The 22446-nt window shown below is 67.3% G+C and carries 26 protein-coding genes and 1 pseudogene; 6 read left to right on the top strand and 21 right to left on the bottom strand.

All coding sequences use genetic code 11. The annotated features are described in order from the left end of the window. Window positions 1-421: 421 nt before the first annotated feature. Entirely contained in the window at window positions 422-916 is a 495-nt protein-coding gene (locus KAJ83_RS14715) for a nucleoside deaminase (RefSeq protein WP_246484656.1), read from the bottom strand. Window positions 917-1041: 125 nt separating this feature from the next. Here KAJ83_RS14715 and KAJ83_RS14710 point away from each other — a divergent pair, with 125 nt between their 5' ends. From KAJ83_RS14710 to bluB, 3 genes are read left to right on the top strand one after another with little or no spacing between them, the layout of a single operon-like run. Continuing rightward, a complete protein-coding gene (locus KAJ83_RS14710) occupies window positions 1042-1959 on the top strand; it encodes a pseudouridine synthase (protein ID WP_210682862.1) in 918 nt (305 codons plus the stop codon). Between the two features lie 5 nt (window positions 1960-1964). After that, window positions 1965-2531 carry a 16S rRNA (guanine(966)-N(2))-methyltransferase RsmD gene (gene rsmD / locus KAJ83_RS14705; RefSeq protein ID WP_210682861.1) on the top strand — a complete coding sequence of 189 codons (567 nt, stop codon included), beginning with the start codon at window positions 1965-1967 and terminating at the stop codon, window positions 2529-2531. Then, complete coding sequence (gene bluB, locus KAJ83_RS14700; protein WP_210682860.1) at window positions 2528-3196, top strand: 5,6-dimethylbenzimidazole synthase; 669 nt, start codon at window positions 2528-2530, stop codon at window positions 3194-3196. The genes rsmD and bluB overlap by 4 nt, the downstream gene beginning before the upstream one ends. A 23-nt stretch (window positions 3197-3219) precedes the next feature. Here the strand turns inward: bluB and KAJ83_RS14695 are convergent, their stop codons facing one another. The 4 genes and pseudogenes from KAJ83_RS14695 to KAJ83_RS14680 form a co-directional block, all read right to left on the bottom strand. Beyond that, window positions 3220-4176, bottom strand: coding sequence for a calcium/sodium antiporter (locus KAJ83_RS14695; RefSeq protein ID WP_210682859.1), 957 nt, complete (start codon window positions 4174-4176; stop codon window positions 3220-3222). Window positions 4177-4378: 202 nt separating this feature from the next. Further along, a pseudogene (locus tag KAJ83_RS14690) lies at window positions 4379-5575 on the bottom strand (MFS transporter); the annotation flags it as partial. Between the two features lie 94 nt (window positions 5576-5669). Then, window positions 5670-5885 (bottom strand): SlyX family protein, encoded by a 216-nt coding sequence (locus KAJ83_RS14685; protein ID WP_210682857.1) that lies wholly within the window; start codon window positions 5883-5885, stop codon window positions 5670-5672. 11 nt (window positions 5886-5896) lie between these two features. Further along, the gene (locus tag KAJ83_RS14680) at window positions 5897-6649 is read right to left on the bottom strand and encodes a DUF4197 domain-containing protein (RefSeq protein ID WP_210682856.1); all 753 of its coding nucleotides are present in this window, start codon (window positions 6647-6649) and stop codon (window positions 5897-5899) included. A 230-nt stretch (window positions 6650-6879) separates the two neighbouring features. Between KAJ83_RS14680 and KAJ83_RS14675 the strand changes: the two genes are divergently transcribed. Continuing rightward, complete coding sequence (locus KAJ83_RS14675) at window positions 6880-7380, top strand: peroxiredoxin family protein (RefSeq protein WP_210682855.1); 501 nt, start codon at window positions 6880-6882, stop codon at window positions 7378-7380. 6 nt (window positions 7381-7386) lie between these two features. On the opposite strand, the gene ureG is transcribed toward KAJ83_RS14675, so the two are convergent. The 14 genes from ureG to KAJ83_RS14605 form a co-directional block, all read right to left on the bottom strand. Beyond that, window positions 7387-8061, bottom strand: coding sequence for an urease accessory protein UreG (gene ureG, locus KAJ83_RS14670; protein ID WP_210682854.1), 675 nt, complete (start codon window positions 8059-8061; stop codon window positions 7387-7389). After that, the gene (locus tag KAJ83_RS14665; RefSeq protein ID WP_246484654.1) at window positions 8058-8738 is read right to left on the bottom strand and encodes an urease accessory protein UreF; all 681 of its coding nucleotides are present in this window, start codon (window positions 8736-8738) and stop codon (window positions 8058-8060) included. The genes ureG and KAJ83_RS14665 overlap by 4 nt, the downstream gene beginning before the upstream one ends. Then, window positions 8713-9234 (bottom strand): urease accessory protein UreE, encoded by a 522-nt coding sequence (locus tag KAJ83_RS14660; protein ID WP_210682852.1) that lies wholly within the window; start codon window positions 9232-9234, stop codon window positions 8713-8715. The genes KAJ83_RS14665 and KAJ83_RS14660 overlap by 26 nt, the downstream gene beginning before the upstream one ends. After that, window positions 9234-10958 (bottom strand): urease subunit alpha, encoded by a 1725-nt coding sequence (ureC, locus tag KAJ83_RS14655; RefSeq protein ID WP_210682851.1) that lies wholly within the window; start codon window positions 10956-10958, stop codon window positions 9234-9236. The genes KAJ83_RS14660 and ureC overlap by 1 nt, the downstream gene beginning before the upstream one ends. Next, a complete protein-coding gene (locus tag KAJ83_RS14650; protein ID WP_210682850.1) occupies window positions 10958-11266 on the bottom strand; it encodes an urease subunit beta in 309 nt (102 codons plus the stop codon). Before KAJ83_RS14650 ends, ureC begins: the two co-directional genes overlap by 1 nt. Window positions 11267-11387: 121 nt before the next feature. After that, window positions 11388-11690, bottom strand: coding sequence for an urease subunit gamma (locus KAJ83_RS14645; RefSeq protein WP_210682849.1), 303 nt, complete (start codon window positions 11688-11690; stop codon window positions 11388-11390). Window positions 11691-11709: 19 nt separating this feature from the next. After that, entirely contained in the window at window positions 11710-12531 is an 822-nt protein-coding gene (locus tag KAJ83_RS14640) for an urease accessory protein UreD (protein ID WP_210682848.1), read from the bottom strand. Between the two features lie 37 nt (window positions 12532-12568). Next, the gene (gene urtE, locus KAJ83_RS14635) at window positions 12569-13264 is read right to left on the bottom strand and encodes an urea ABC transporter ATP-binding subunit UrtE (RefSeq protein ID WP_210682847.1); all 696 of its coding nucleotides are present in this window, start codon (window positions 13262-13264) and stop codon (window positions 12569-12571) included. 9 nt (window positions 13265-13273) lie between these two features. Then, window positions 13274-14020 (bottom strand): urea ABC transporter ATP-binding protein UrtD, encoded by a 747-nt coding sequence (gene urtD / locus KAJ83_RS14630; RefSeq protein WP_210682846.1) that lies wholly within the window; start codon window positions 14018-14020, stop codon window positions 13274-13276. Beyond that, window positions 14017-15177 carry an urea ABC transporter permease subunit UrtC gene (urtC, locus tag KAJ83_RS14625; protein ID WP_210682845.1) on the bottom strand — a complete coding sequence of 387 codons (1161 nt, stop codon included), beginning with the start codon at window positions 15175-15177 and terminating at the stop codon, window positions 14017-14019. Before urtC ends, urtD begins: the two co-directional genes overlap by 4 nt. Window positions 15178-15180: 3 nt before the next feature. Continuing rightward, window positions 15181-16812, bottom strand: coding sequence for an urea ABC transporter permease subunit UrtB (urtB, locus tag KAJ83_RS14620; RefSeq protein ID WP_246484653.1), 1632 nt, complete (start codon window positions 16810-16812; stop codon window positions 15181-15183). 230 nt (window positions 16813-17042) lie between these two features. Then, the gene (gene urtA, locus KAJ83_RS14615) at window positions 17043-18335 is read right to left on the bottom strand and encodes an urea ABC transporter substrate-binding protein (protein ID WP_210682844.1); all 1293 of its coding nucleotides are present in this window, start codon (window positions 18333-18335) and stop codon (window positions 17043-17045) included. Window positions 18336-18629: 294 nt separating this feature from the next. Continuing rightward, window positions 18630-19664: a hypothetical protein gene (locus KAJ83_RS14610; RefSeq protein ID WP_210682843.1), complete on the bottom strand. Its 1035-nt coding sequence runs from the start codon at window positions 19662-19664 to the stop codon at window positions 18630-18632. A gap of 128 nt (window positions 19665-19792) precedes the next feature. Further along, the gene (locus KAJ83_RS14605; RefSeq protein WP_210682842.1) at window positions 19793-20146 is read right to left on the bottom strand and encodes a DUF4168 domain-containing protein; all 354 of its coding nucleotides are present in this window, start codon (window positions 20144-20146) and stop codon (window positions 19793-19795) included. Between the two features lie 156 nt (window positions 20147-20302). Here KAJ83_RS14605 and KAJ83_RS14600 point away from each other — a divergent pair, with 156 nt between their 5' ends. Further along, on the top strand, window positions 20303-20827 hold the full coding sequence (locus tag KAJ83_RS14600) for an RNA polymerase sigma factor (RefSeq protein ID WP_210682841.1): 525 nt from the start codon (window positions 20303-20305) through the stop codon (window positions 20825-20827). Beyond that, a complete protein-coding gene (locus tag KAJ83_RS14595; RefSeq protein ID WP_210682840.1) occupies window positions 20827-21744 on the top strand; it encodes an anti-sigma factor family protein in 918 nt (305 codons plus the stop codon). Before KAJ83_RS14600 ends, KAJ83_RS14595 begins: the two co-directional genes overlap by 1 nt. Window positions 21745-21880: 136 nt before the next feature. Here KAJ83_RS14595 and KAJ83_RS14590 read toward each other — a convergent pair whose 3' ends face one another. Next, a complete protein-coding gene (locus tag KAJ83_RS14590; RefSeq protein WP_210682839.1) occupies window positions 21881-22210 on the bottom strand; it encodes a hypothetical protein in 330 nt (109 codons plus the stop codon). A 9-nt stretch (window positions 22211-22219) separates the two neighbouring features. After that, window positions 22220-22446: tetratricopeptide repeat protein (locus KAJ83_RS14585; RefSeq protein WP_210682838.1), on the bottom strand; the 227-nt coding region annotated here is incomplete at its 5' end.

The raw sequence follows: 22446 nt of genomic DNA, 5'->3' as shown, positions 1-22446 counted from the left end.
CGGCAAGGAGCGACGCGCGCGGCGATGCGGAACATTCGGAAAGCGGAGCGACGCCGCCCGCGCCGTCCCGCGACGAGGCCCCACATCGCCCGCCCGACCTCTCCTGGCCGGAAGCCCGGACAACCGATCCCGGGCGGTTCAGAATGAACGTGCCATACTCTAGGGCAAGTTTTTTCGAGTCCAACCCCTCGGTACGTGATTCCCTTCTTTTGGAATGCGCGTGCATCTAATATACTTAAGTGTGATTACGGTGGGGGGACGTGATCAATCCCGTTCTTTCCCGCCAGCATTCACCCGGGTCCTCGGATCCGGCGTGAGGCGTCCTGCGGCTCTCGCTGACCCTCCCCACCCTCAAGCGGGAGCCGCAGGACCGACCTCTCAACCGCCGTGTCTCCTCTTCTGCCCACCTCGGGACGATCGATCATTCCGCGTCGCGATGCGGGTCTCGACGGGCGGCGAAGAAGTGTTTGAGCAAGTCCGCCGCGCGACGTTCGCGAACACCGCCCACGACCTCCGGCGCGTGGTGACAGGTCGCACGCTCGAAGAAGCGCGCGCCGTGCTCGACCCCGCCGCCCTTGGGGTCATAGGCCGCGAAGACGAGCCGCCGGATCCGCGCGAAGGAGATCGCGCCCGCGCACATCGCGCAAGGCTCCAGCGTGACATAGAGATCGCAATCCGGCAGGCGCGGCTCTCCCCGCGCGGCGCAGGCCCGGCGAATCGCCAGGACTTCGGCATGCGCGCTCGGGTCGCGGTCGGCCTCGGTCCGATTGCCGGCGGCGGCGAGGATGGCGCCGGTCCCAACCTCGACGACGACGGCGCCGACCGGCACCTCGCCGCGCGCGGCGGCGGCCTCGGCTTCCGCGAAGGCGCGATCCATGGCGGCGTCCTGATCCATCGGCGGTTCCGGCTTCTCCATCGGCGGCCGCGCCCTTCGCGACGCGCATCCGAGAAAAGGGTTGGTCGCGGCGGCCACGCTCCCCTATCTTGCGCGGCGTCGACCATTGTCGGGCGCGAGGCCCCGCGACGCAAAGCGTTTGATCCATGACCCAGCCCCCATCCGACGAGACAGAGCGCGACGAGACAGAGCGCGACCAAACCGAGGCCGCCGGAAGCCCGAACGCCTCCGCCCCGGGCGAGGGCGAGCGCATCGCCAAGGCGATGGCGCGCGCCGGGCTGTGTTCCAGGCGGGAGGCGGAACGCTGGATCGAGGCCGGCCGCGTCACCGTCAACGGCGAGCGGATCGAGACCCCCGCGCGCACCGTCGGCCCGGCCGATGAGGTGGTGGTCGACGGCAAGCCCCTGCCCGCGCGGGAACCGGCGCGGCTCTGGCGCTATCACAAGCCGCGCGGCCTCGTCACCACCGCCCGGGACGAGAAGGGTCGCGCCACTGTCTTCGACAACCTGCCGGAGCGCTTGCCGCGCGTCATCAGCATCGGGCGTCTCGACATCAATTCGGAAGGGCTGCTGTTGCTCACCAATGACGGGGAGTTGGCGCGGCGCCTTGAACTACCCTCCACCGGCTGGACCCGGCGCTACCGGGTGCGCATCCAGGGCCGCGCGATCGATACGGAAAGGCTCGCCGCGCTCGCCGACGGGGTGACGGTGGACGGCGTGCGCTACGGCCCGATCCGGGCGGAACTGGAATCGCAGCAAAGCTCGAACGCCTGGCTCTCCATCTCCCTGCAGGAAGGCAAGAACCGGGAGGTCCGCCGGGTGATGGAGCATCTGGGCTATCCGGTGAACCGGCTGATCCGTGTCGCCTACGGGCCGTTCCAGCTCGGCCGTCTGCCCGCCGGCGATGTGGAGGAGGTGAGCCCCCGCATCCTGCGCGAGCAGTTGGGAGAGGTGAAGAAGCTGATCCCCGGCAAGGGCGGCACCGCCAAGGCCAAGCCGAAGCCCGTCCGCCCGGGCGGACGGAAGGGCTTCTCCAAGCGGCCGACGGGACGCAAGCCGCGCTAAGCCCCATGCGGATCATCGCCGGCACCTATCGCAATCAACGCCTCGACGCGCCGCCGGGCATGGGAACGCGCCCGACCTCCGAACGCGCGCGCGAGGCGCTGTTTAATCGGTTGGAGCACGGCCCCCATCGCGCGATCCTGCGCGGCGGCACGGTGGCCGACCTCTTCGCCGGCACCGGGGCCGTCGGATTGGAGGCGTTGAGCCGGGGTGCCGCCCGCGCCCTGCTGGTGGAGCGGGAGCCCGCCGCCCTGCGCGCGCTGGAAGGCAATATCCGCCGCCTGCGGATCGGCGCCCCGGCCCGTATCGTGAAGGCCGATGCGACGCGCCTGCCTCAAGCACCGGAAGCGGCGGACATGCTGTTTCTCGACCCGCCCTATCATGAGACGGTCGCGGAGGATGCGCTGGCGAGCGCGCGGGCAATGGGCTGGCTGAAGCCCGATGCGCTTGCCGTCGTGCAATTGCATCCGAAGACGCCCTTTTCCGCGCCGGACGGGTTCATGGTCGAGGACAGCCGCCGCTATGGCGCGGCGGTGCTCCATTTCCTCCGACTCGACGGGATGGAAGGATCATGACGGCGAAGGACAGCGCGAACGAAGGCGACGCCGCTCCCGATTTCGACGATGCCTTCCGCAAGCGTTTCGCGGACCTTCTGGCCTGGCGCCGAGACGTGCGGCGGTTCCGCCCGGCCCCGCTGCCGGACGATCTGGTGATGCATCTCCTGACGCTCGCCTGCCGCGCGCCGTCGGTGGGGTTGAGCGAGCCCTGGCGCTTCGTCCTGGTGGAGAGCGAGGCGTCGCGCGACCGCGTCCGCGCGAGCTTCAGGCGCTGCAACGACGCGGCCCTCGCCGGCTATGAGGGGGAGAAGGCGAAGCTCTATGCCTCCCTCAAGCTTTCCGGCCTGGAGGTGGCGCCGGTTCATCTCGCCGTTTTCGCCGAGGACACGCCGGAACAGGGCGCCGGTCTCGGCCGCCGGACCATGCCGGAGACGGTGCGCTATTCCGTCGTGGCCGCGATCCAGACGCTTTGGCTCGCCGCGCGCGCGCACGGCGTCGGCCTCGGCTGGGTCTCGATCCTGGAGCCGGACGTGGTCGCCCAGGCCGCGCGGGCGGCGGAGGACTGGCGCCTCGTCGGCTATCTGTGCCTGGGTTATCCGGAGCGCGTGCAGCCGACACCGGAGTTGGAGGAAGCCGGCTGGGAGGAGCGCCGCGCCGTTTCGGAGCGGATTTTCCGCGTCTGACACCGCCGCCCGTCAATCGGTGATCATATCGCGCCCGCCGCCAGCCAGGCGATATAACCACCATAGGCCGCCACCAGGGCCGCCCCCTCCAGCCGGACCAACCGCGCGCCGGTGGTCGCGAAGACCAACATCGCCGCCGTCGCGCCCAGCATCACCCAGATGTCGAGGGTCACGATCTCCGGCGGCACCGGGATCGGCCGGACAAGCGCCGTGATCCCCAGAATACCCAGGATATTGAATAGATTGCTGCCGATGATGTTGCCGAAAGCGAGGTCCGTCTGACGCCGGCACGCCGCCACGACGCTGGCCGTCAATTCGGGAAGCGAGGTGCCGACCGCGACGATGGTAAGGCCGATCAGCGTCTCCGACAGGCCCGCGGCGGCGGCCAGATCGATCGCGCCCCTCACCAACAGGTGCGCCCCCAGCATCGTGAGGCAGAGCCCCCCCACCGTCATCGCGACCGCGAGCCAGGGGGAACGGGGGCCGGGCTCCGCCATCGTCGCCTCCGCGCCGTGCAGTTCGGCGGCCGCGTCGGGGACCCGGCGCTCCCTTCGAATGGTGTAGAGCAGATAGAGTCCGAGAAGCGTCACCAGCAGCGCCCCCGCGACCCGCCCCGCCGTCCCGGCCAGCACCACCGCCAGGCAGGCGGTCGTCGCGATGCCCAACGCCGTGCCGTCGCGCCAGAGCGCCGCGCGAACCGTGGCCACCGGCACGATCACGGCCGTCACCCCCAGGATCAGCAGGATATTGGCGATATTGCTGCCGACCACATTGCCGATGGCGAGCCCGGGCGAATTGGCGAAGGCGGCGGCGAGACTGGTCATCAACTCCGGCGTCGAGGTGCCGAACCCGACAAGCGTCAACCCGATCAGGAGCGGCGACACCCCCAATCCACGCGCGACGGCAACGGAACCCCGAACCAATCCCTCCCCCCCGACGACGAGGCATACGAGGCCGAGGGCGATCAACAGGACGGTCATGGAACGGTGACCCTATAGTCGGATAACGGCGGAAGGGAACAAGGCGGAGCGCCGAACGCGACGCTATATCGGCGCGCCGTCACGGGCGTGCAAGGGGGCCTCGGTGCCGCGATGCGAATTGCCGCTCGGCCATGATGAAACCTCCCCCCTCCACTTCCCCCGCGATTCTTCGTACATGGAGGTAATCCGAGGGGACCGATCCTCAACCCGCGGATCTGAGAGGCATGGGCGCCGGTACGCGGCGCACCACGGTGACGGCCACGGCGATCGCGGCCAGCATCACGACGGCACCGATCATGAAAGGCGTTTCCGGACCCAGGGCGCCGAAGGCCCAGGCCGCCCAGGCCGGCCCCATGATGCGGGCGAGGCTCTGCGCGCTCTGCGCGGAGCCGAGGACACTGCCCTTGAGGTGTTTTGGCGCGAAGCGGCTCAACAGCGACTGGCAGGCGGGATTGTTGAGCCCCATGCCGATCGCCAGCAGCGCCATCGGCAGATAGATCTGAAGCGGCGAGGTAACCAGGATCAACACGAGGCTGGCGGCGAGCAGCACGACCCCGGCGGCCAGCGCGATCCGCGCCTCCCCGAAACGCTTGGAGAGCCGGCCGACCAACCCGCCCTGGATGATGACGGTGATGACGCCCGCGAAGACGAGGTAATAGGAGACGTCCCGCGCATCGAGATCGAACTGCGCCGCGCCCCAGACCGCGAATACCCCCTCCAGCGCGGTGAAGACCAGCGCCACCAGGAAATAGAGCAGCAGCAGGCGGGCCACCATGGGCTCGCGCAGGACGGCCGGATTCATCCGCGCGCCCGCGCTTTCGCGCAGGCGGTCCGGCTCCTTCACGAACACGAAGGTAACCAGCAAGGACGCCGCCGCGAACCCGGCCGCCAGCAGGGCCGGCAGCACATAGCCGGAGGCCGCGTCCCCCTGCCCGACCGACACCCCGCCGATACCCGGCCCGATGGTGAAGCCGATCCCGAAGGCCGCGCCCAGCAGCCCCATGCCCTTGGCGCGATCCTCCTCCGCCGTCACATCGGCGACATAGGCCTGGCTCGCCGCCATCCACCCGGCGGTGGCGCCGGCGAAGGCGCGGCTGGCGAATAATTCCCAAATCTCATGCGCGGCGGCGAGCCAGAGATAGGCGATCACCGTCGCCGCGATCGCCACCAGCAGGACCGGACGACGACCGATCCGGTCGCTGAGCCGACCCCAGAAGGGCGCCGCGACCAGGGCCGCGGCCGAGAAGGTGGAGAAGATCAGCGGCGCCAGATCCTTCCCACCCCCCAGATCCGTCACATAGAAGGGCAATACCGGCATGACGATGCCCAACGCGACGATCGCGAGGCAGGTGGCGACGGCGAGCGGGATCAGGGGGCGGATCGATTCCATGGGCCGCTGATGTAACGCGCCCGCCCCGCCCTGTCACGGCCGCTGACAACGACAAGGCGCGTCCTTTGGCCGCTGCCCCGGTGGCGAAGAAATTCGGCCCGGATCAATAATGCGGTGGCTTCTGGTGGAGCGGCGCGCCGGCCCGGTCGAGCGCCTCCACCATATCGGCGAGCGCGCGTTCCGCGATCGCGACGCGGCCGGTCAGACGCTCGATTTCCCGCGCCTGGGCGGCGACCACGTCGGACAGATCGTCGATCGTTCGTTCCTGATGGGCGAGTTGCATCTGCAACTCGATCAGCGGGTCGTCGCCTGCCGTCATGCCTCCTCCTTCTACGATCCGAAGACGGTCTTCAGAAGGTCGGTCGTCCGTTCCGCCGGATTGGCGCGGATCGCCGCCTCCTCCTCCGCCAGATAGTGGAAGAGGCCATTCATCGCCTCGTCCGTCGCATGGGTGATCAAATCCCCCTTCACGTCCGGCACGAAGGGCAAGGTCTTGTATTTCGAGATCATCGAATCGAGCGCGCTGAGCGCCCCGACCTCCGACAGGGAGGATTCGATGACCGGGCGCAGACGATCCTCGATTTCCGGCCCGGCTGTGCGGCGGAAGAATTGGGTCGCGGCATCCTCCGGCCCGTTCAGGATGGATTTGGCGTCCGCAAGCGTCATCTGCCGGATCGATCCGCCGAGGATCTCGCCGGCCTCCGGCATCGCCTCCTCGGCCCCGCGGTTGAGGCGCTCCTCCACCTCGTCGCCGTAGCCGCCGAGCCCGGCCGCGTCGAGAAGATCCCGCGCGCGCTTCAAATCGTCGGGCAGCGGAATATGAACCGTCGGATCGTCGAGGAAACCGCCCGTCGCGCCGAGCTGACCGATCACCCGTTCCGTGCCGACGGCCAGCGCCTCGCGAAGCCCGTCGGCGACCGTGCCCTCGCTGAGCCCGGCGGCCGCGCCGGTGGACGATCCGGACCCGCTTTTCCCGCCCGTTATGGAATCGAGTGCGTTCGAGCCGCCGAGACTCTTCAACGCGTCATTGGCCTTGTCGAGGAAGGATTGGGCCGGCGCCTCGGCCGGGCCGAGTAGGAACATTGCCAATAACGGCGCGATGCAAGCACGACCGGCGCGCCGCGAGAACGAACGATGCGTGGACACGGTACCTCTCCCCTTCGATCCGCGTGATGGCGTTAACGTGGCGCGCGGGCGGCATGCAGGCAAGCTCGATCGACGCGGTTCGCGCTCTATCTTCACACTTCATTAGGGAAGGGCCTGTATGAACGCCACGCCGAATCTCGGCGTGAAACAACATGGGATGTGGAACCATGATCAAGGTCGGACAAACGATCCCGGACGCGACCTTCTTCCGTTTCGTCGACGGAGAGGTCACGCGGACCGACGCGCAAGAACTATTCGCCGGACGCAAGGTTCTGGTCATCGGTGTCGTCGGCGCCTTCACGCCCGTCTGCGGGGTGAGCCATCTGCCGGAATACATTCCCCTGGTCGAGGCGTTCCAGGAGCATGGCGATGTCGATCGGATCGTCTGCCTGTGCGCGGCCGATCCCTTCGTCATGGCCGCCTGGGCGAATGAACTCGGCATCAATCACGACCGGATCGCGATGCTGACCGACAATAACGCCGACTTCGCGGAGACCTGCGGGCTCGCCGTCGATCTGGGCGGCATCGGACTCGCGCGGCGCTCGAACCGCTACAGCATGGTGGTGCGCGACCGGGTGCTGGAAAGCCTCACGGTCGAGGAGACACCTTACGACGTCGATGTGACCTCGGCCGGGAACATGTTGGATACCGTCTCCCGCGCGGCATAGCACGCATCAGGACGCCTGGGCGGCGGACGCGTCGGGGGCGTCGGGCGACGCCGCGCGCGCCGGCATGGGCGCGTTCCAGCCCAGATGCTCGATCCAGGCAACAACACTGTCGACGCCGTCGCCGGTGCGCACATTGGTGAACTGGAAGGGGCGCTCGCCGCGCATCTTGCGGGAATCGCGGTCCATCACCGCCAGCGAGGCACCGACCGAGGGCGCCAGTTCGATCTTGTTGATGACCAGCAGGTCGGAGCGCGTGATACCCGGCCCACCCTTCCGGGGAATCTTATCCCCCGCGCAGACATCGATCACATAGATCGTGATATCCGCCAGTTCCGGGCTGAATGTCGCGGCCAGATTGTCGCCGCCGGATTCGATCAGGATCAGTTCCAGGTCCGGGAAGTGGTCCACCATCTGCTCGACCGCCGCCAGATTGATCGAGGCATCCTCCCGGATCGCGGTATGGGGACAGCCTCCCGTCTCCACCCCCATGATACGCTCGGCCGGCAACGCGCCGGCGCGGGTCAGGAATTCCGCGTCCTCGCGGGTGTAGATATCGTTGGTGATGACGGCGATCGACCGGCGGTCGCGAAACCGCCGGCAGAGCGCATCGGTGAGCGCCGTCTTGCCGGAGCCGACGGGACCGCCGATACCGACGCGCAGGGGACCGTTCGGGGATGTCATGAGCGGAATAACCTCGAATACTGGGTTTCGTGGTGGAGGGAGGCGAGATCGATGCGAAGCGCCGCGCCGCCGATCTCGTCGAGCGGCGCGGTCTCCGCCTCGCCCGCGATGGCGACGGCGCATTCGGCCAGGGCGGCGGTCACCCGCTGCCCGTCCGTCTGGCCGAGCGGGATGGCCCGGACCCCCGCCGACACGATATTCGCCGCGAAGGCCTGCAGGAAGCAAATGAGCGTCGCGCGCAGCGGAACCTGGTGCCGTCCCGCCGTCCACCCCACCGCCACCGGATAGCGGAGCGTGGCACCGTCCAGCGCGGCCTCCGGCCAGACGGCGGCGGCGGTGCGGGCGAAGGCCTGGCCCTGCTGGTGCGTCTCCAGCGCGCGCTCACGCGAGGGTGAAAGCGCGGCGGCCAGTTCCTCCACCGTCGCCAGCGCCGCGCGGTCGTCCGCGCACGCGGCACGCCACGCGGCGGCGAGCAGGATCGCGTCGCTTCGCCCCGCGCCGTGGGCGAGGCAGGTTTCCAGCCAGTCCCGAAGGCTCTCCGCGTCGCGCACCTCCCCCGCCTCGATCGCCCATTCCAGACCGTGGGAATAGGTATAGCCGCCGACCGGAAAGGCGGGCGAGAGCCAGACGCTCACCTTATAGAGCGCCGCGTCATCCATGGCCGTGCCCGTGCCCATGCCCGTGGCCATGGCCGGGGGGGTGGCCGCCCGGCGCGGGCGCGTGATCATGGGCGAGCGGCGTGCCGGTTCCATAGGCCCCGCCTTCCGGCCGGAAGGGCTCCGTCACCTCCGCCACCCGCGCGCCCAGCTTGCGCAGCATGTCGACGATGACATGGTCGCGCCGGATCAGGAGCCGCCGCCCCTCGATCGCCGTCGGCAAATGCCGGTTGCCCAGATGCCAGGCGATCCGGACCAAATCATGCGCGTCGCCGGCATGGACGGCGTGGAGCGGCTCCGGCGCCGCCTTCACCGCGATCAACCGGCCGTCATCCAATTCCAGGGCGTCACCGTCCCGCAATCCCATGACCCGTTCGAGATTGAGCAGGAACGCCGTTCCCCCGATCCCGGTCAGCGCGATGCGGCGACGCTGGCGCCCCTCATAGTCGAGCAGCACCGTGTCCGCCGCCGGCCCCGACCAGTCGCCCGCCCTTATGACACGCCGCGCGCTCGCCATCAGAAGAGGAAATAGCGCTGGGCGAGCGGCAATTCCGCCGCCGGCTCGCAGGTGAGCAACTCGCCATCCGCGCGCACCTCGTAGGTTTCAGGATCGACCTCGATCCTGGGCAGGGCGTCGTTCAGCATCATCGATGCCTTGCCGATACCGCCGCGCGTGTTGGCGACCGCGTGGAGCGGCTTGCGCAGACCCAGCGCCTCGGCCACGCCGGAGGCCGCCGCCGCCCGCGAGACGAAAGTGACCCCCGAGGCTTGGAGCGCGCCGCCATAGGCCCCGAACATCGGGCGGTAATGCACCGGCTGCGGTGTCGGGATGGAGGCGTTGGGATCGCCCATCGCGGCCGCCGCGATGGTGCCGCCGATCAGCACCATGTCCGGCTTCACCCCGAACATGGCCGGGTTCCACAGGACGAGATCCGCGCGCTTGCCCACCTCGATCGAGCCGATCTCGCCGGCGAGCCCGTGCGCGATGGCGGGGTTGATCGTGTATTTCGCGATATAGCGCCGGACGCGGAAATTGTCGTTGTCACCGCTTTCCTCCGCCAGGCGCCCGCGCTGCACCTTCATCTTGTGCGCGGTCTGCCAGGTGCGGATCAGCACCTCGCCGACGCGCCCCATCGCCTGGCTGTCGGAGGCGATGATGGAGAAAGCCCCCATGTCGTGCAGGATATCCTCCGCCGCGATGGTCTCGCGCCGGATGCGGCTCTCTGCGAAGGCGACATCCTCCGGGATCGACGGGTCGAGGTGATGACACACCATCAGCATGTCCAGATGCTCGTCGATCGTGTTGACCGTATAGGGCCGGGTCGGGTTGGTGGAGGACGGGATGATGTTCGCCTCCCCGCACGCCTTGATGATGTCCGGCGCGTGACCGCCACCGGCGCCTTCCGTGTGATAGGCGTGGATCGTCCGCCCCTTCAGCGCGGCCAGCGTGGTTTCCACGAAACCGGATTCGTTGAGCGTGTCGGTGTGGATCATCACCTGCACGTCCATCGCGTCCGCGACGGCGAGGCAATTGTCGATGGTGGCCGGGGTCGTGCCCCAGTCCTCGTGCAGCTTGAGGGCGCAGGCCCCGGCGGCGATCTGTTCCTCCAGCGCCGCCGGGGTCGCCGCGTTGCCCTTGCCCGCGAAGGCGAGATTCATGGGGAAGGCGTCCGCCGCCTGCAGCATCCGCCCGATATGCCAGGGACCCGGCGTGCAGGTCGTGGCGTTCGTCCCGGTGGCTGGTCCCGTGCCGCCGCCCAGCATGGTGGTGACGCCGGACATCAACGCTTCCTCGATCTGCTGCGGGCAGATGAAATGGATATGCGCGTCCATGCCCCCGGCGGTCAGGATCCTGCCCTCGCCCGCGATCGCCTCCGTCCCCGGTCCGATCACGATATCGATGCCGCCCTGGGTGCCCCCTTGCGTGTCCGGATTGCCGGCCTTGCCGATGGCGCAGATCCGGCCGTCGCGCAACCCCACATCGGCCTTGTAGATGCCGGTGTGATCGACGATCAGCGCATTGGTGACGACGGTATCGACCGCCCCCTCCGCGCGCGTCGCCTGGGACTGGCCCATGCCGTCGCGGATCACCTTGCCGCCGCCGAACTTCACCTCGTCGCCATAGGTGGTGAAATCCTTCTCCACCTCGATGAAAAGCTCCGTGTCGGCCAGCCGGACCTTGTCGCCCGTGGTGGGACCGTAGATATCGGCATAGGCCGCGCGGGACAGCGAATAAGCCATCAGTCGAGCCCTCCCATGACCGCCTGGTTGAAGCCGTAGACATGCCGCCGCCCGGCATAGGCGACGAGGGTGACCTCCCGGCTCTGCCCCGGCTCGAAGCGCACCGCGCTGCCGGCGGGGATGTCGAGGCGCATGCCGCGCGCCGCCCCCCGGTCGAAATCGAGCGCCGCGTTGGTCTCCGCGAAATGATAGTGGGAGCCCACCTGCACCGGCCGGTCGCCGGTATTGGCGACGGTGAGGGTCACGGTCTCCCGCCCCTCGTTCAGCACGATCTCGCCGTCCGCGGGAATGATCTCGCCCGGGATCATCGCGGCACCCTCCCCAAGTTGGCGAGCAGGGCCGAGACCCGCGCGGCCTCCACCGGCGTCAGCGCGAAGGCGGCGGCAAGGACATTGCGATGGATCGTCATGGGGACGGACCTCCCTTCGCTCAACGGATCGGTTGGTGGATGGTGACAAGCTTCACCCCGTCGGGGAAGGTCGCCTCGACCTGGACGTCGTGGATCATCTCGGGAATGCCCTCCATCACCTGATCGCGGGTGATGACGGTGGCCCCGGCCTCCATCAGATCGGCGACGGAACGGCCATCGCGCGCGCCCTCCACCACGAAATCGGAGATGATCGCCACGGCCTCCGGGTAGTTGAGCTTCACCCCGCGCGACAGCCGGTTGCGCGCCACCATCGCCGCCATGGCGATCAGCAGCTTATCCTTCTCGCGTGGCGTCAGGTTCATCGCTTTCCTCCCGCTTCCCTCACATCATCCAGACACGCGGCAGGGCCACCGCGCGGAACCGTTCCAGGAACGCCATGAGCGCCCGGCGCAGACACGCGCCGTCCGCCGCGACGAAACGCAGGCTGAGCATGCCGTCCCAGGCGGAGGCCCCGGCCTCCACGCCCACGCCCGCGCCCGCGCCCACATCTCCGCGCGGGTCGGCGAGACCGGGAAGACCGGCCAGGATCGCCCGCGCCTCCTCCAGCCGCGCCTCCGCTTCAGGCGCGACATGCAGCAGGCTCGCGAAGGCCCGCGCGCCGTCGAGCACGCCGCGCCGCCGGGCCAACGTGCCCGTCTCCTCGAAACGCAGCGCATCGGCGAAGACGAGGCGGCCACCGCGCCGGATACGCCATTGATCGACGAGACGCGCGCGGCGCACCACCTCCCCCATCGCCTGCCGGCCGAGCACGACGGGCTCCAGCAGCGTCAGGCGCGAGTCGTCGGCCATCTCCACATTCAGCGTGCGTTTCAGTCGCGCGCCGTCGAACAGGATCGTTTCCTGTGGCAACCATTCGCAGACGCCGCCCCCGGCCACCGACACCGTTGCATCCAGGCACCCGTCCTCGCCGAGAGAGCGATAGACCCGTTCCGCCGTCTGGGTCGTCGCCACCAGATGCGCGCCGTCCGCGACGGACACCCCCGTCGTCAGCCGGTCGCCTCCGGTTATGCCGCCGGCCGTGTTCAGCAAGACGGCCTCCAGCCAGGGGGAATGGGTGCGGGGAAACCGCGCCTTACCGGCCCCTTGCTGATAGAGCCCGTCGAGTACCGTTGTGCCCCGCCGATGGCCGGGCTTCGCGGACACACGAACGGCGCCGACGGCGCGTTGCAGCCGGAGCGTCTCAGACCGTGAGCCATCGTCTAACATCGGCCTCAACCATGTCGTCCTTGTTCGAGGAGAGGACGATCGACCCCCGGTCCATCACGAAGAAGCTGTCGCCGAGGTCACGCGCGAAATCAAAATACTGCTCGACCAACAGAATAGCCATATCGCCGCGCGCGCGCAGGTGCCGGATCGCGGCGCCGATATCCTTGATGATGGAGGGCTGAATCCCCTCCGTCGGCTCGTCCAGGACCAGCAGGCTGGGTCGGGTGACGAGCGCGCGACCGATGGCGAGTTGCTGTTGCTGCCCACCCGACAAATCGCCGCCGCGCCTATCGAGCATGCTCTTCAACACGGGAAAAAGCTCGAACACCTCGTCCGGCACCTTGCGTTCGCGGCGGGGTAGGGTGGCGAAACCGACCTCCAGATTCTCCCGCACGGTCAGGAGCGGAAAGATTTCCCGCCCCTGCGGCACGGAGGCGAGGCCGAGCCGCGCGCGCTGATCCGGCCTGAGCCCATCCAATTCCGTATCGCGCCACCGGATACTACCGCGCGTCAGGCGGCGGCGCCCGACGATGGTGCGCAGAAGGCTGGTCTTCCCCACCCCGTTGCGGCCCAGCAGGCAGGTGACCCGGCCAGGCGCGGCCTTCAGGCTGACGCCGTTCAGCGCCTGGGCGGCGCCATAGTGCATATCGACCGATTCGACCGTGAGCATCCGACCCCCCTAGCGTCCGAGATAGACTTCGATCACGCGCGGGTCCGCGCTGACGTGGTCGAGCGATCCTTCCGCCAGCACCGAGCCCTCGTGCAGGACGGAAACCTTGACGTCGAGTTCGCGCACGAAGGCCATGTCGTGCTCCACCACGATGACGGACCGCTCGCCCGCGATATCGCGCAGCAGCTTCGCGGTCTCCATCGTCTCGTCGTCGGTCATGCCGGCCGCCGGCTCGTCCACCAGCAGCAGTTCCGGCTCCTGCGCCAGCAACATGCCGATCTCCAGCCATTGCTTCTGCCCGTGGGAAAGATCGGCGGCCAGATCGGCGCGCCGCGCTTCCAGCCGGATCAGCGCCAGCATCGCGTCGATCCGGGCCTGCTCGTCCTTGCGCGTGCGGGCGAAGAGGGTCGGGATCACCCGCCGGTCGGCCTTGAGGGCGAGCAGCAGGTTGTCCTCCACCGTGTGGGTCTCGAAAACCGTCGGCTTCTGGAATTTCCGTCCGACGCCGAGACGCGCGGCATCCGCCTCATCCAGCTTGGTGAGGTCGTGTTCCCCCTTCCACAACACCTTGCCGCTATCGGGGCGCGTCTTGCCGGTGATGATATCCATCATCGTCGTCTTGCCCGCCCCGTTGGGGCCGATCACGGCGCGAAGCTCCCCCGGCTCGACGAAGAGGGAGAGGCCGTTGATCGCCTTGAAGCCGTCGAAACTGACGGTCACGTCGTCGAGATAGAGGAGCGCGCGTGTCTCCTTCATGATCCCGTTCCCTTCCGCTTGATGCCGGCCTGTTCCAGGAAGGCGAGCGCCCGCTTCGCCCCCTCGGCCAGACCGCCCTGCCCGCGCGCGAGGCCGAGCACGCCCTGCGGCATGAAAAGCGTCACCACCACGAAGAGCGCGCCCAGCGCGAACAGCCAGATCTCCGGGAACCATCCGGTGAATAGCGTCTTCGCCCCGTTGACGATCAAGGCGCCGATGACCGCGCCGACCAGCGTCCCGCGCCCGCCGACCGCGACCCAGACCACGATCTCGATCGAGTTGGCGGGGCTGAACTCGCTCGGATTGATGATGCCGACCTGGGGCGTATAGAGCGCGCCCGCGATCCCGGCCAGCATGGCCGACAGGGTGAAGACGAAAAGCTTGTAATGCTCCACCTTGTAGCCGAGGAAGCGGGTACGGCTCTCCGCGTCACGCACGGCGACCAGCACCTTGCCCGCCTTGCTGCCCACGACCCAGCGGCAGAGCAGATAGCCGCCGGCGAGCGCGGCCGCGGTGACGACGAAGAGCCCCGCGCGCGTCGCGTCGGACTGTAGATTGAAGCCCAGCACGTCCTTGAAGTCGGTCAGGCCGTTATTGCCGCCGAAGCCCATCTCATTGCGGAAGAAGGCGAGCATCAGCGCATAGGTCATCGCCTGGGTGATGATCGAGAGATAGACGCCCGTCACCCGGCTGCGGAAGGCGAACCAGCCGAAGATGAAGGCCAGCACCCCGGGCACGAGAAGCGCCATCAGCACCGCGAAGGGGAAACTGCCGAACCCGTGCCAGAACCAGGGCAGTTCCTGCCAGTTGAGGAACACCATGAAGTCCGGCAGCAGCGGGTCGCCATAGACCCCGCGCGAGCCGATCTCGCGCATCAGATGCATGCCCATCGCATAGCCGCCCAGCGCGAAGAACGCCCCGTGGCCGAGCGAGAGGATGCCGCAATAGCCCCAGATCAAATCGACCGAGAGCGCGAGCAGCGCGTAGCAGAGATACTTCCCGAAGAGGGAGACCGCGTAGCTCGGCAGATGGAAGAAGCTGCCCGCCGGAACCGCGAGGTTCAATACCGGCACCAGGATCGCGGCGAGCACCAGCAGGATCAGGAAGAGCTGCGAGCGCGCGGTGACCGCGCGGCGGATGAGAGAGGTGTCGGCCATCGCTCAGTTCTCCGCCGCGCGGCCCTTCACGGGGAATAGCCCGCGCGGCCGTTTCTGGATGAAGATGATGATGAAGACGAGCACCAGGACCTTCGCCAGCACCGCGCCGGAGAACGGCTCCAGGAACTTGTTGGCGATACCCAGCGTGAAGGCCCCCGCGAGCGCCCCCCACAGGTTCCCCGCGCCGCCGAAGACGACGACCATGAAGCTATCGACGATATAGCCCTGCCCCAGATTGGGGGAGACATTGTCGATCTGGCTGAGCGCGACGCCCGCCAGCCCCGCCACCCCGGCACCGAGGCCGAAGGTCATCGCATCGACGAAGCCGCTCTTGACGCCGAGGTCGGAGGCCATGGCCCGGTTCTGCGTCACCGCGCGCATCTGAAGCCCCGCCGGCGTCTTCTTCAGAAGCGCCAGCAGCCCGGCGAAGACCGCCAACGCGAAGACCAGTATCCATAGCCGGTTATAGGTTATGGTCAGATAGCCGAGTTCGAACCCGCCGGTCATCCAGGAGGGATTGCCGACCTCCTTGTTGGTCGGGCCGAAGATCGACCGTACCGCCTGTTGCAGGATCAGGCTTATGCCCCAGGTGGCCAGCAGCGTCTCCAACGGCCTGCCATAGAGGAACCGCACCACCCCCCGCTCGATCGCGACACCGGCGAGGCCGACCACGGCGAAGGCGAGCGGCGCGGCGATCAGCAACGAGTAATCGAAAAGCCAGGGAGCCGAATTGCGGATCACCTCCTGAACGGCGAAGGTCGTGTAGGCGCCGAGCATGACAAGCTCGCCATGCGCCATGTTGATGACCCCCATCACACCGAAGGTGATGGCGAGCCCGATCGCCGCCAGAAGCAATACCGAGCCCAGGGAAAGGCCATACCAGACATTCTGGCCCAGGCCCCAGAGCTGCATTGTCTGCTCGATCGCGGCGGCGCCCTCGGCGGCGGCCTCGGCGATCGCGGGTGCTTCGTCGCCCGATGCGCCCTTGAGGATGACCATCGCCTCGCGCCCGCCCATGGCGCGCAGAACCGAGACGGCCTCCAGCCGGCTTTCGGTCAGCGCCCCGTCGTCGGCGACCAGGATCGCCGCGCGCGCCGTCTCCATCAACGCGCGGATATCGTCGTCGTCCTCCGCCGCGATGGCGGATTCCAGCGCGGGCAGGGTGGCGGGATCGCGTTCCTCGAAGATCGTCCGCGCGGCGGCGAGACGCTGGGCCGGATCGTCCGCGCGCAAGGTGAGGGAGCCGAGCAGCGCGTCGATCTGACCGCGCATGGAGTTGTTCACGATGATGCGGGTGACGGCGGAGCCGGAAAGCGTCTCGACGAGGTCACCGCTTTGCAGATCGAAGAGCTTGTAGTCGCGCCCGTCGCGTTCTGCCCGGAAGAACAGGCCGTCCGATTTACGGCGGTAAAGATCGCCCGCGCCCAGGGTGCGCAGCAGAGGCACGACGACCGGGTCGTCGAGTTGCGCGATCGCCTCCACCGCGCGCCCCTTGGCGGCGAAGTCGCGGCTGTCCAGCGCGGCCAGATGCGGCGCGAGCGCGGGATTGTCCGATTGCGCGGCCGCCGGCAGCGGCGACAGCGCGGCGAGGAACAGCAGCATCATGGCCGCGAGGGATAGGAATGCTGTGCGCATGTCGATTTCCCGTTGGGATGCCCGAAAGCGGGATGCCCGGAAGCGCGGGCCGAACGCGGCGCGGCACGTAGCCGAGGAGCGGCGGACCCAAGCCATGGAACGGCGGGGACGAATCCGGCGTGGGACGGCGGAAGTCGCCGGGGCAGCGGCCGGGGCCCTCTCCCGAGGGAGATCGAGGCCCCGGCACGCCCGCCCCACGCGGTAACGGTCCTAACGGTTCGCCCGCCCGATCACTCGGACGTCATGCCGCCGCACTTGCCGGTGGCGGTATTGAAGTTCCCGCACTCCATCGGCTTGCGCCAATCGGAGATCAGATCCTTCGAGTCCGGCAGGAAATCCGACCAGGCATCGCCCACGACCAGGCCCGGAGTCTCATAGACCGTCGCGAACTGGCCATCGTCCTGAATCTCGCCGATCAGCACGGGCTTGGTGATGTGGTGGTTCGGCATCATCGCCGAATAGCCGCCGGTCAGGTTCGGCACCGAAACGCCGATGATCGAATCGATCACCGCGTCGGGATCGGTCGTGCCGGCCTTCTCGACCGCCTGCGCCCACATATTGAAGCCGATGTAATGGGCCTCCATGGGGTCATTGGTGACGCGGGCATCGTCGCCGATGAACTCGTGCCACGCCTCGATGAAGGCGTCGTTCTCCGGCGTCGGCACCGACATGAAATAGTTCCAGGCGGCCAGATGCCCGACGAGCGGCGCGGTATCGATACCCGCCAGTTCCTCCTCGCCGACCGAGAAGGCGACGACCGGAATGTCGGACGCCTCGATGCCCTGGTTGCCGAGTTCCTTGTAGAAGGGAACGTTTGCGTCGCCATTGATGGTCGAGACCACGGCCGTCTTCTTGCCGGCGGACCCGAATTCCTTGATATCGGCGACGATCGTCTGCCAATCGGAATGACCGAAGGGCGTGTAGTTGATCATAATGTCCTCGTCGGCCACGCCCTTAGCCTTGAGGTAGGTTTCAAGGATCTTGTTGGTCGTGCGCGGATAGACATAGTCCGTGCCGGCCAGCACCCAGCGCTCGACTCCCTCGACCTCGGCCAGGTAATCCACCGCCGGAATCGCCTGCTGGTTCGGCGCCGCGCCGGTATAGAAGACGTTGCGCTGACTTTCCTCGCCCTCGTACTGCACCGGATAGAAGAGGAGCGAGTTCAACTCCTCGAAGACCGGCAGAACCGACTTGCGGCTGACCGACGTCCAGCAGCCGAAGACGACGTCGACCTCCTCGACCTCGATCAGTTCGCGCGCCTTCTCGGCGAACAGCGGCCAGTCGGAAGCCGGATCGACGACGACCGGCTCCAACTGCTTGCCGAGCAGGCCGCCCTTCTTGTTCTGCTCCTCGATCAGCATGAGCATGGCGTCCTTCAGCGTCGTCTCGGAGATCGCCATCGTGCCCGAGAGCGAGTGCAGAACACCCACCTTGATCGTGTCCTGAGCCAGCGCTACCGCGCTCGCCCCGACATAGCCGACGAGGCCGGCCAAGGCCGCCCCGATCACTTTCTTCGCTGTCATACCCTTCCCCTGTTCGTGAACCGGCTCGTTCGAGCCTCTTTTTCGCGTCTGCGATATTGCAGCGCATCACGAACAGCAGCTTTTGTGCCAAGTTTGTTACAGCGTGGGGGATCTTTTACAGGCCATTGAAGTAATGATGCTTTTTTGAAAAGAAAAGCGGCCGCCTCGGAATCAGGAGGTCGATCGGTACGCAAGATTATTCGTTATAATGGCTAATATTTAGGCATTTCAGGGCGCACCGCAGCAATTGCCTAAATAAATTGCAAAGCTAGAGCCAGCCCACTCGGCGCCCGTCTATTCGGACAGCATGTAAGCCAGTTCGATGTCCGATCCGGATGCGATCGACATCTTGAAGAACCAGCCCGACAGCGCCGCCACGGAGGTTTTCACCCGTTCGCATGACGGGTCGCCGTCGCACGCGCTCTCCGCGGCGTCGATGGCAACCCAATCACCCGACTTCGTCCCGACGATGCGATAGTCGACCCGCGCGCCATGCCCAGTCCCCAGCACGATCGTCCGCCGCCATTCCACATCGCCCAAGTCCGCCTCGGACCGCGCGGCGTCGAGGAGCGGCAAATCCGCCAGGGTTTTCGCGGCGGAGCGGAGATAGCCTTGCTTCTCCGCCGGCTCTTCCTCCCCGGCCTGGCTAGCGAAGAGCCATCGCCCCTGCGAATTCCGGTGGTAAGCGCGCCAAGCATCCTCGTCCCCCCCCATGCGAAGAGCGACGACATCGGCGCCGTCGAAGCCCAGATCGACTTGCCGCAACCAATCCTCGCTCGACCAGGAGAAGCCGAGATCCTGATCCAGCACACCGACGAGCCGCTCCTCCGGAAGCGCGATCAGCGTTTCCATCTCCACCCCGTCGGGTAGCGACATGACATTGCCGATGCGCAGGTCAAGAAGCACGCCATCCGCCGCGTCCCGGAACGACAGCCGGACGGCCGCGCTGCCGAGCGCGCTCACCGGCTGCAAGCCATATTGCGACAATTCGGTCTGCTCGACCCGCCGCTCATAAAGGATGCGTGCCGCCATGACGCGATCGATAAGCTGATGGATCGTCGCGGAATCGGCGGGAAACCCATCTTGCGACCGGACCACCCAATCCCCGGCTTCACGTGCAAGGCGGACACTGCCCTCCGCCGTGGCAATTTCGATGGTGGCGACGTCGTCCTCCCCGAACCCCTCCGGATCGAGCAGCGGGCGACCGCTCGCCTCGAACCCGGAGAGCGGTGTTTCGCTGTCCCGCATCTGGAGAAAGCCGACCACGGCCGCGGTGATGGCGAGGCCAAGGATGAGGATCAGACCAAGCGGCTTGGCGCGCGAACGCATGGGCGGGCTCCAACCGAACGTCTCATTGAAGGGAACCCCGCCGGCGCGCGACGCGGTTTTTCAGGCACCGGCACCGGCGGGAGAAACGGGAAAGGCGCCGTCCGATCGGTTAGCGCCGAATCCGAATTCTAGGAGTTGAGATCCGCCATCGCGGCATTGATGCGCGCGCGAACCTCCTCGTCCTGCTGGGCCAACTCGTATATTTCGTTATAGCGTTGAACCGACATCCCCTCGTCGGTGACCACTTCGGTCAGCATCTGGGAATATTCCTCGCGAATATCCGCGCGGGCCGCTTCGGTCTCCGCGTTCTCGGCCTCGGCGCGATACTCTTCCGTCACTTCCTGGATCGAGGTCGCCGCGGCGGCGAAGGTCTGGACCTCGTCCTCGGAAGGCGGCGTCGCCATCTGGGCCTGGGCGGGAAGGGCAGCGGCCACCAACAACAGGATGCCGATGCTCGCGATCATGGAGGTAAAGCGGGTCATTGTGGACTCCTCTCGGGTTCATTGCTCGCTCTTCCCTTATCAGACACGTTCGACCCGTGATTGGTTCCATCGCGCGGGAATTTCATGCGGCGAGGGAACTTTTCCGTCCGCCCATGTGTCGATCACGTAACCGCGACAGGAAGAAGGGCGCCGCCGGTGAGTGATCTGAAGTGGCTGATCGCGCGGGAAATCCCGCATCTGCGCCGATATGCCCGCTCGTTGGCGCGCACGCCGGACGCGGCCGACGAACTCGTCCAGGAAACGCTGGAGAAGGCGCTCAGAAAGCGGGCCCAGTGGCGACGCTCCGGCAGCGTGCGATCCTGGCTTTTCACAATCCTTTACCGAACCCATCTCAACAGTACGCGCGATGGGAAACCCTTCACCAACCCGCGGGATCGAATGGACGAGACCCTGGCCGCGGCGGACCGGCGGGTCGAGCCGACACAGGATGCCTCCCTCATGTGGCGGGACATCAGCCAGGCCCTGGACCGGCTGCCGGAAGACCAGCGGGCGGCCATCCTGCTGGTGACGCTGGAAGATCTTTCCTACGACGAGGCGGCGTCGGTTCTCGGGATTCCCGTCGGGACGTTGCGTTCGCGCGTGTCCCGGGCCCGCGATACATTGCGGAACACGATGGATCCCGCGATCGACGCGGCGGCCCCAATCCGAAGGATCAAGTGATGGATCGGTTCGACGAGTCTATCGACGACCGCGACTTGCAGGCCTATGTGGACGGGCGCTTGGATCGCGACCCCCGCCGCAAGGCGCAGGTCGAAGCCTATCTCGAACATCGGCCTGAAGCACGCGAACATGTCCGCCTCGACCGCGCCGTCGCGGACAGGATTCGGGAACGGTACGGTGAAATCCCCGATGATCCGCCGCCGCCCCGGCTCTTGCGAACCCTCATGCGGGGATCACCGGGCGGGTCGGGGACACGCCCGCGCACGAAGGCGCTCGCGGCGGCCATGATCCTGATCGCCGCCCTTTCGGGGTGGAGCGTCGGCCGCTTCGGCGCGACCGCGGAATCGCCGAAACCCAACCTCGCCGAAGGGCTGGAACGTCACCGCGGCGCCGCCGACACGCCCTCCCCGGCGGCCGCGACGACCCGCCCGGCGACGATGTCCTCGAAGCAGGGAGCCTCCCAGCAGAGGACCGGAAAAACCGATATGTTGACCATGCAGGCCCCGGACCTGAGCCCGCTTGGCTATGCGTTGGAAGGCACCGAAAGCAGCGAGGGGCGCACGCGCTACCGCACCAATCTGTTCTATCGCGACCGCGAGGGCGACCTGATCACCGTCGTCCTGGAACGCCCCAAACAGCCCGCCGACACCGCCCCGACGGTCGAACGGCTCGACGATGTCCAGAGCGCCTATTGGCAGGATGGCAGCCTGACCGTGCTGGTCATCGGCGACCGCATCGAGGCGAATCTCCCCACCATCAAGTCCGCGGTGGACCGGGCCTTCCAGAAGATCGAGAAGGGGGCGCTTCCCGCCTATTACTCCGGCGAGCCATTGGTCGCGGAGGATCTGACGCACGGGCAGGCCCCCTCGGCCCTTTCACCGGGAGAAGCGCCCATGCCCGACCGGCAGATTCAATAGAGCCAGCACCCGCCGCCACCACGCATGAAGCGGCGGGAATGAGGGGCTTCTGGTCATCGCTGCCGCGCCGGCCTCCATCGCTTCGAGCGTCTGGCGCCACCTGTCGGGATCGATCATGGCGGGCATGGATTTGACCTCAGGGCCGTTTGTCCTGGGCGGACGCGGAACCGGTGCCGATCGTGGAATCTTTCACATCGCCGCCAATCGACACGGTGCCATCGCCGTTGGCGATGGATATGTTCCCGCCAGCCTTGATCGACCCGGCAGGCGAAGGCGCCGCCCGGCCCCGCCGCTGCGTCTCCCGCGCGGGGTCGTTTTCCCCTTCCAGGCTCATTCTTTTATTCCCCCATTCAACCGAGAACGCTATCCGCTTGCGAAACAGGACCATCGCGACGACGACGACGCCCGCGGCGATGACAGCCGCGGCAATAATTGCGAAAAATTCATGGTCTTCCATCGGCCCCATGCTCCCGTCCTACGTCCAATCCGCCAACCATTTCCGGACCGTCTCCGCGCTAGGCGCCTCGATCCGCGCGAGGATTTCAAGGGCCGCCCGGGCGCGCGCGATGGCTTCGCGATCCTGTCCCAGATTCTTCAGGCTGACAGCAGCGTTGAACAGCGAAGCGCCCTCGCCACGCCGGTCGCCAATCTCCCGCGTGATTACCAATTGCTGTTCATAGTACGCGATGGCCTTGCGCGCAT

Source organism: Marivibrio halodurans, from assembly GCF_017963645.1.
GTDB lineage: Bacteria > Pseudomonadota > Alphaproteobacteria > UBA8366 > Aestuariispiraceae > Marivibrio > Marivibrio halodurans.
The sequence above is the reverse complement of the archived record's forward strand: the minus strand, read 5'-3'. Positions and strand labels throughout refer to the sequence as shown.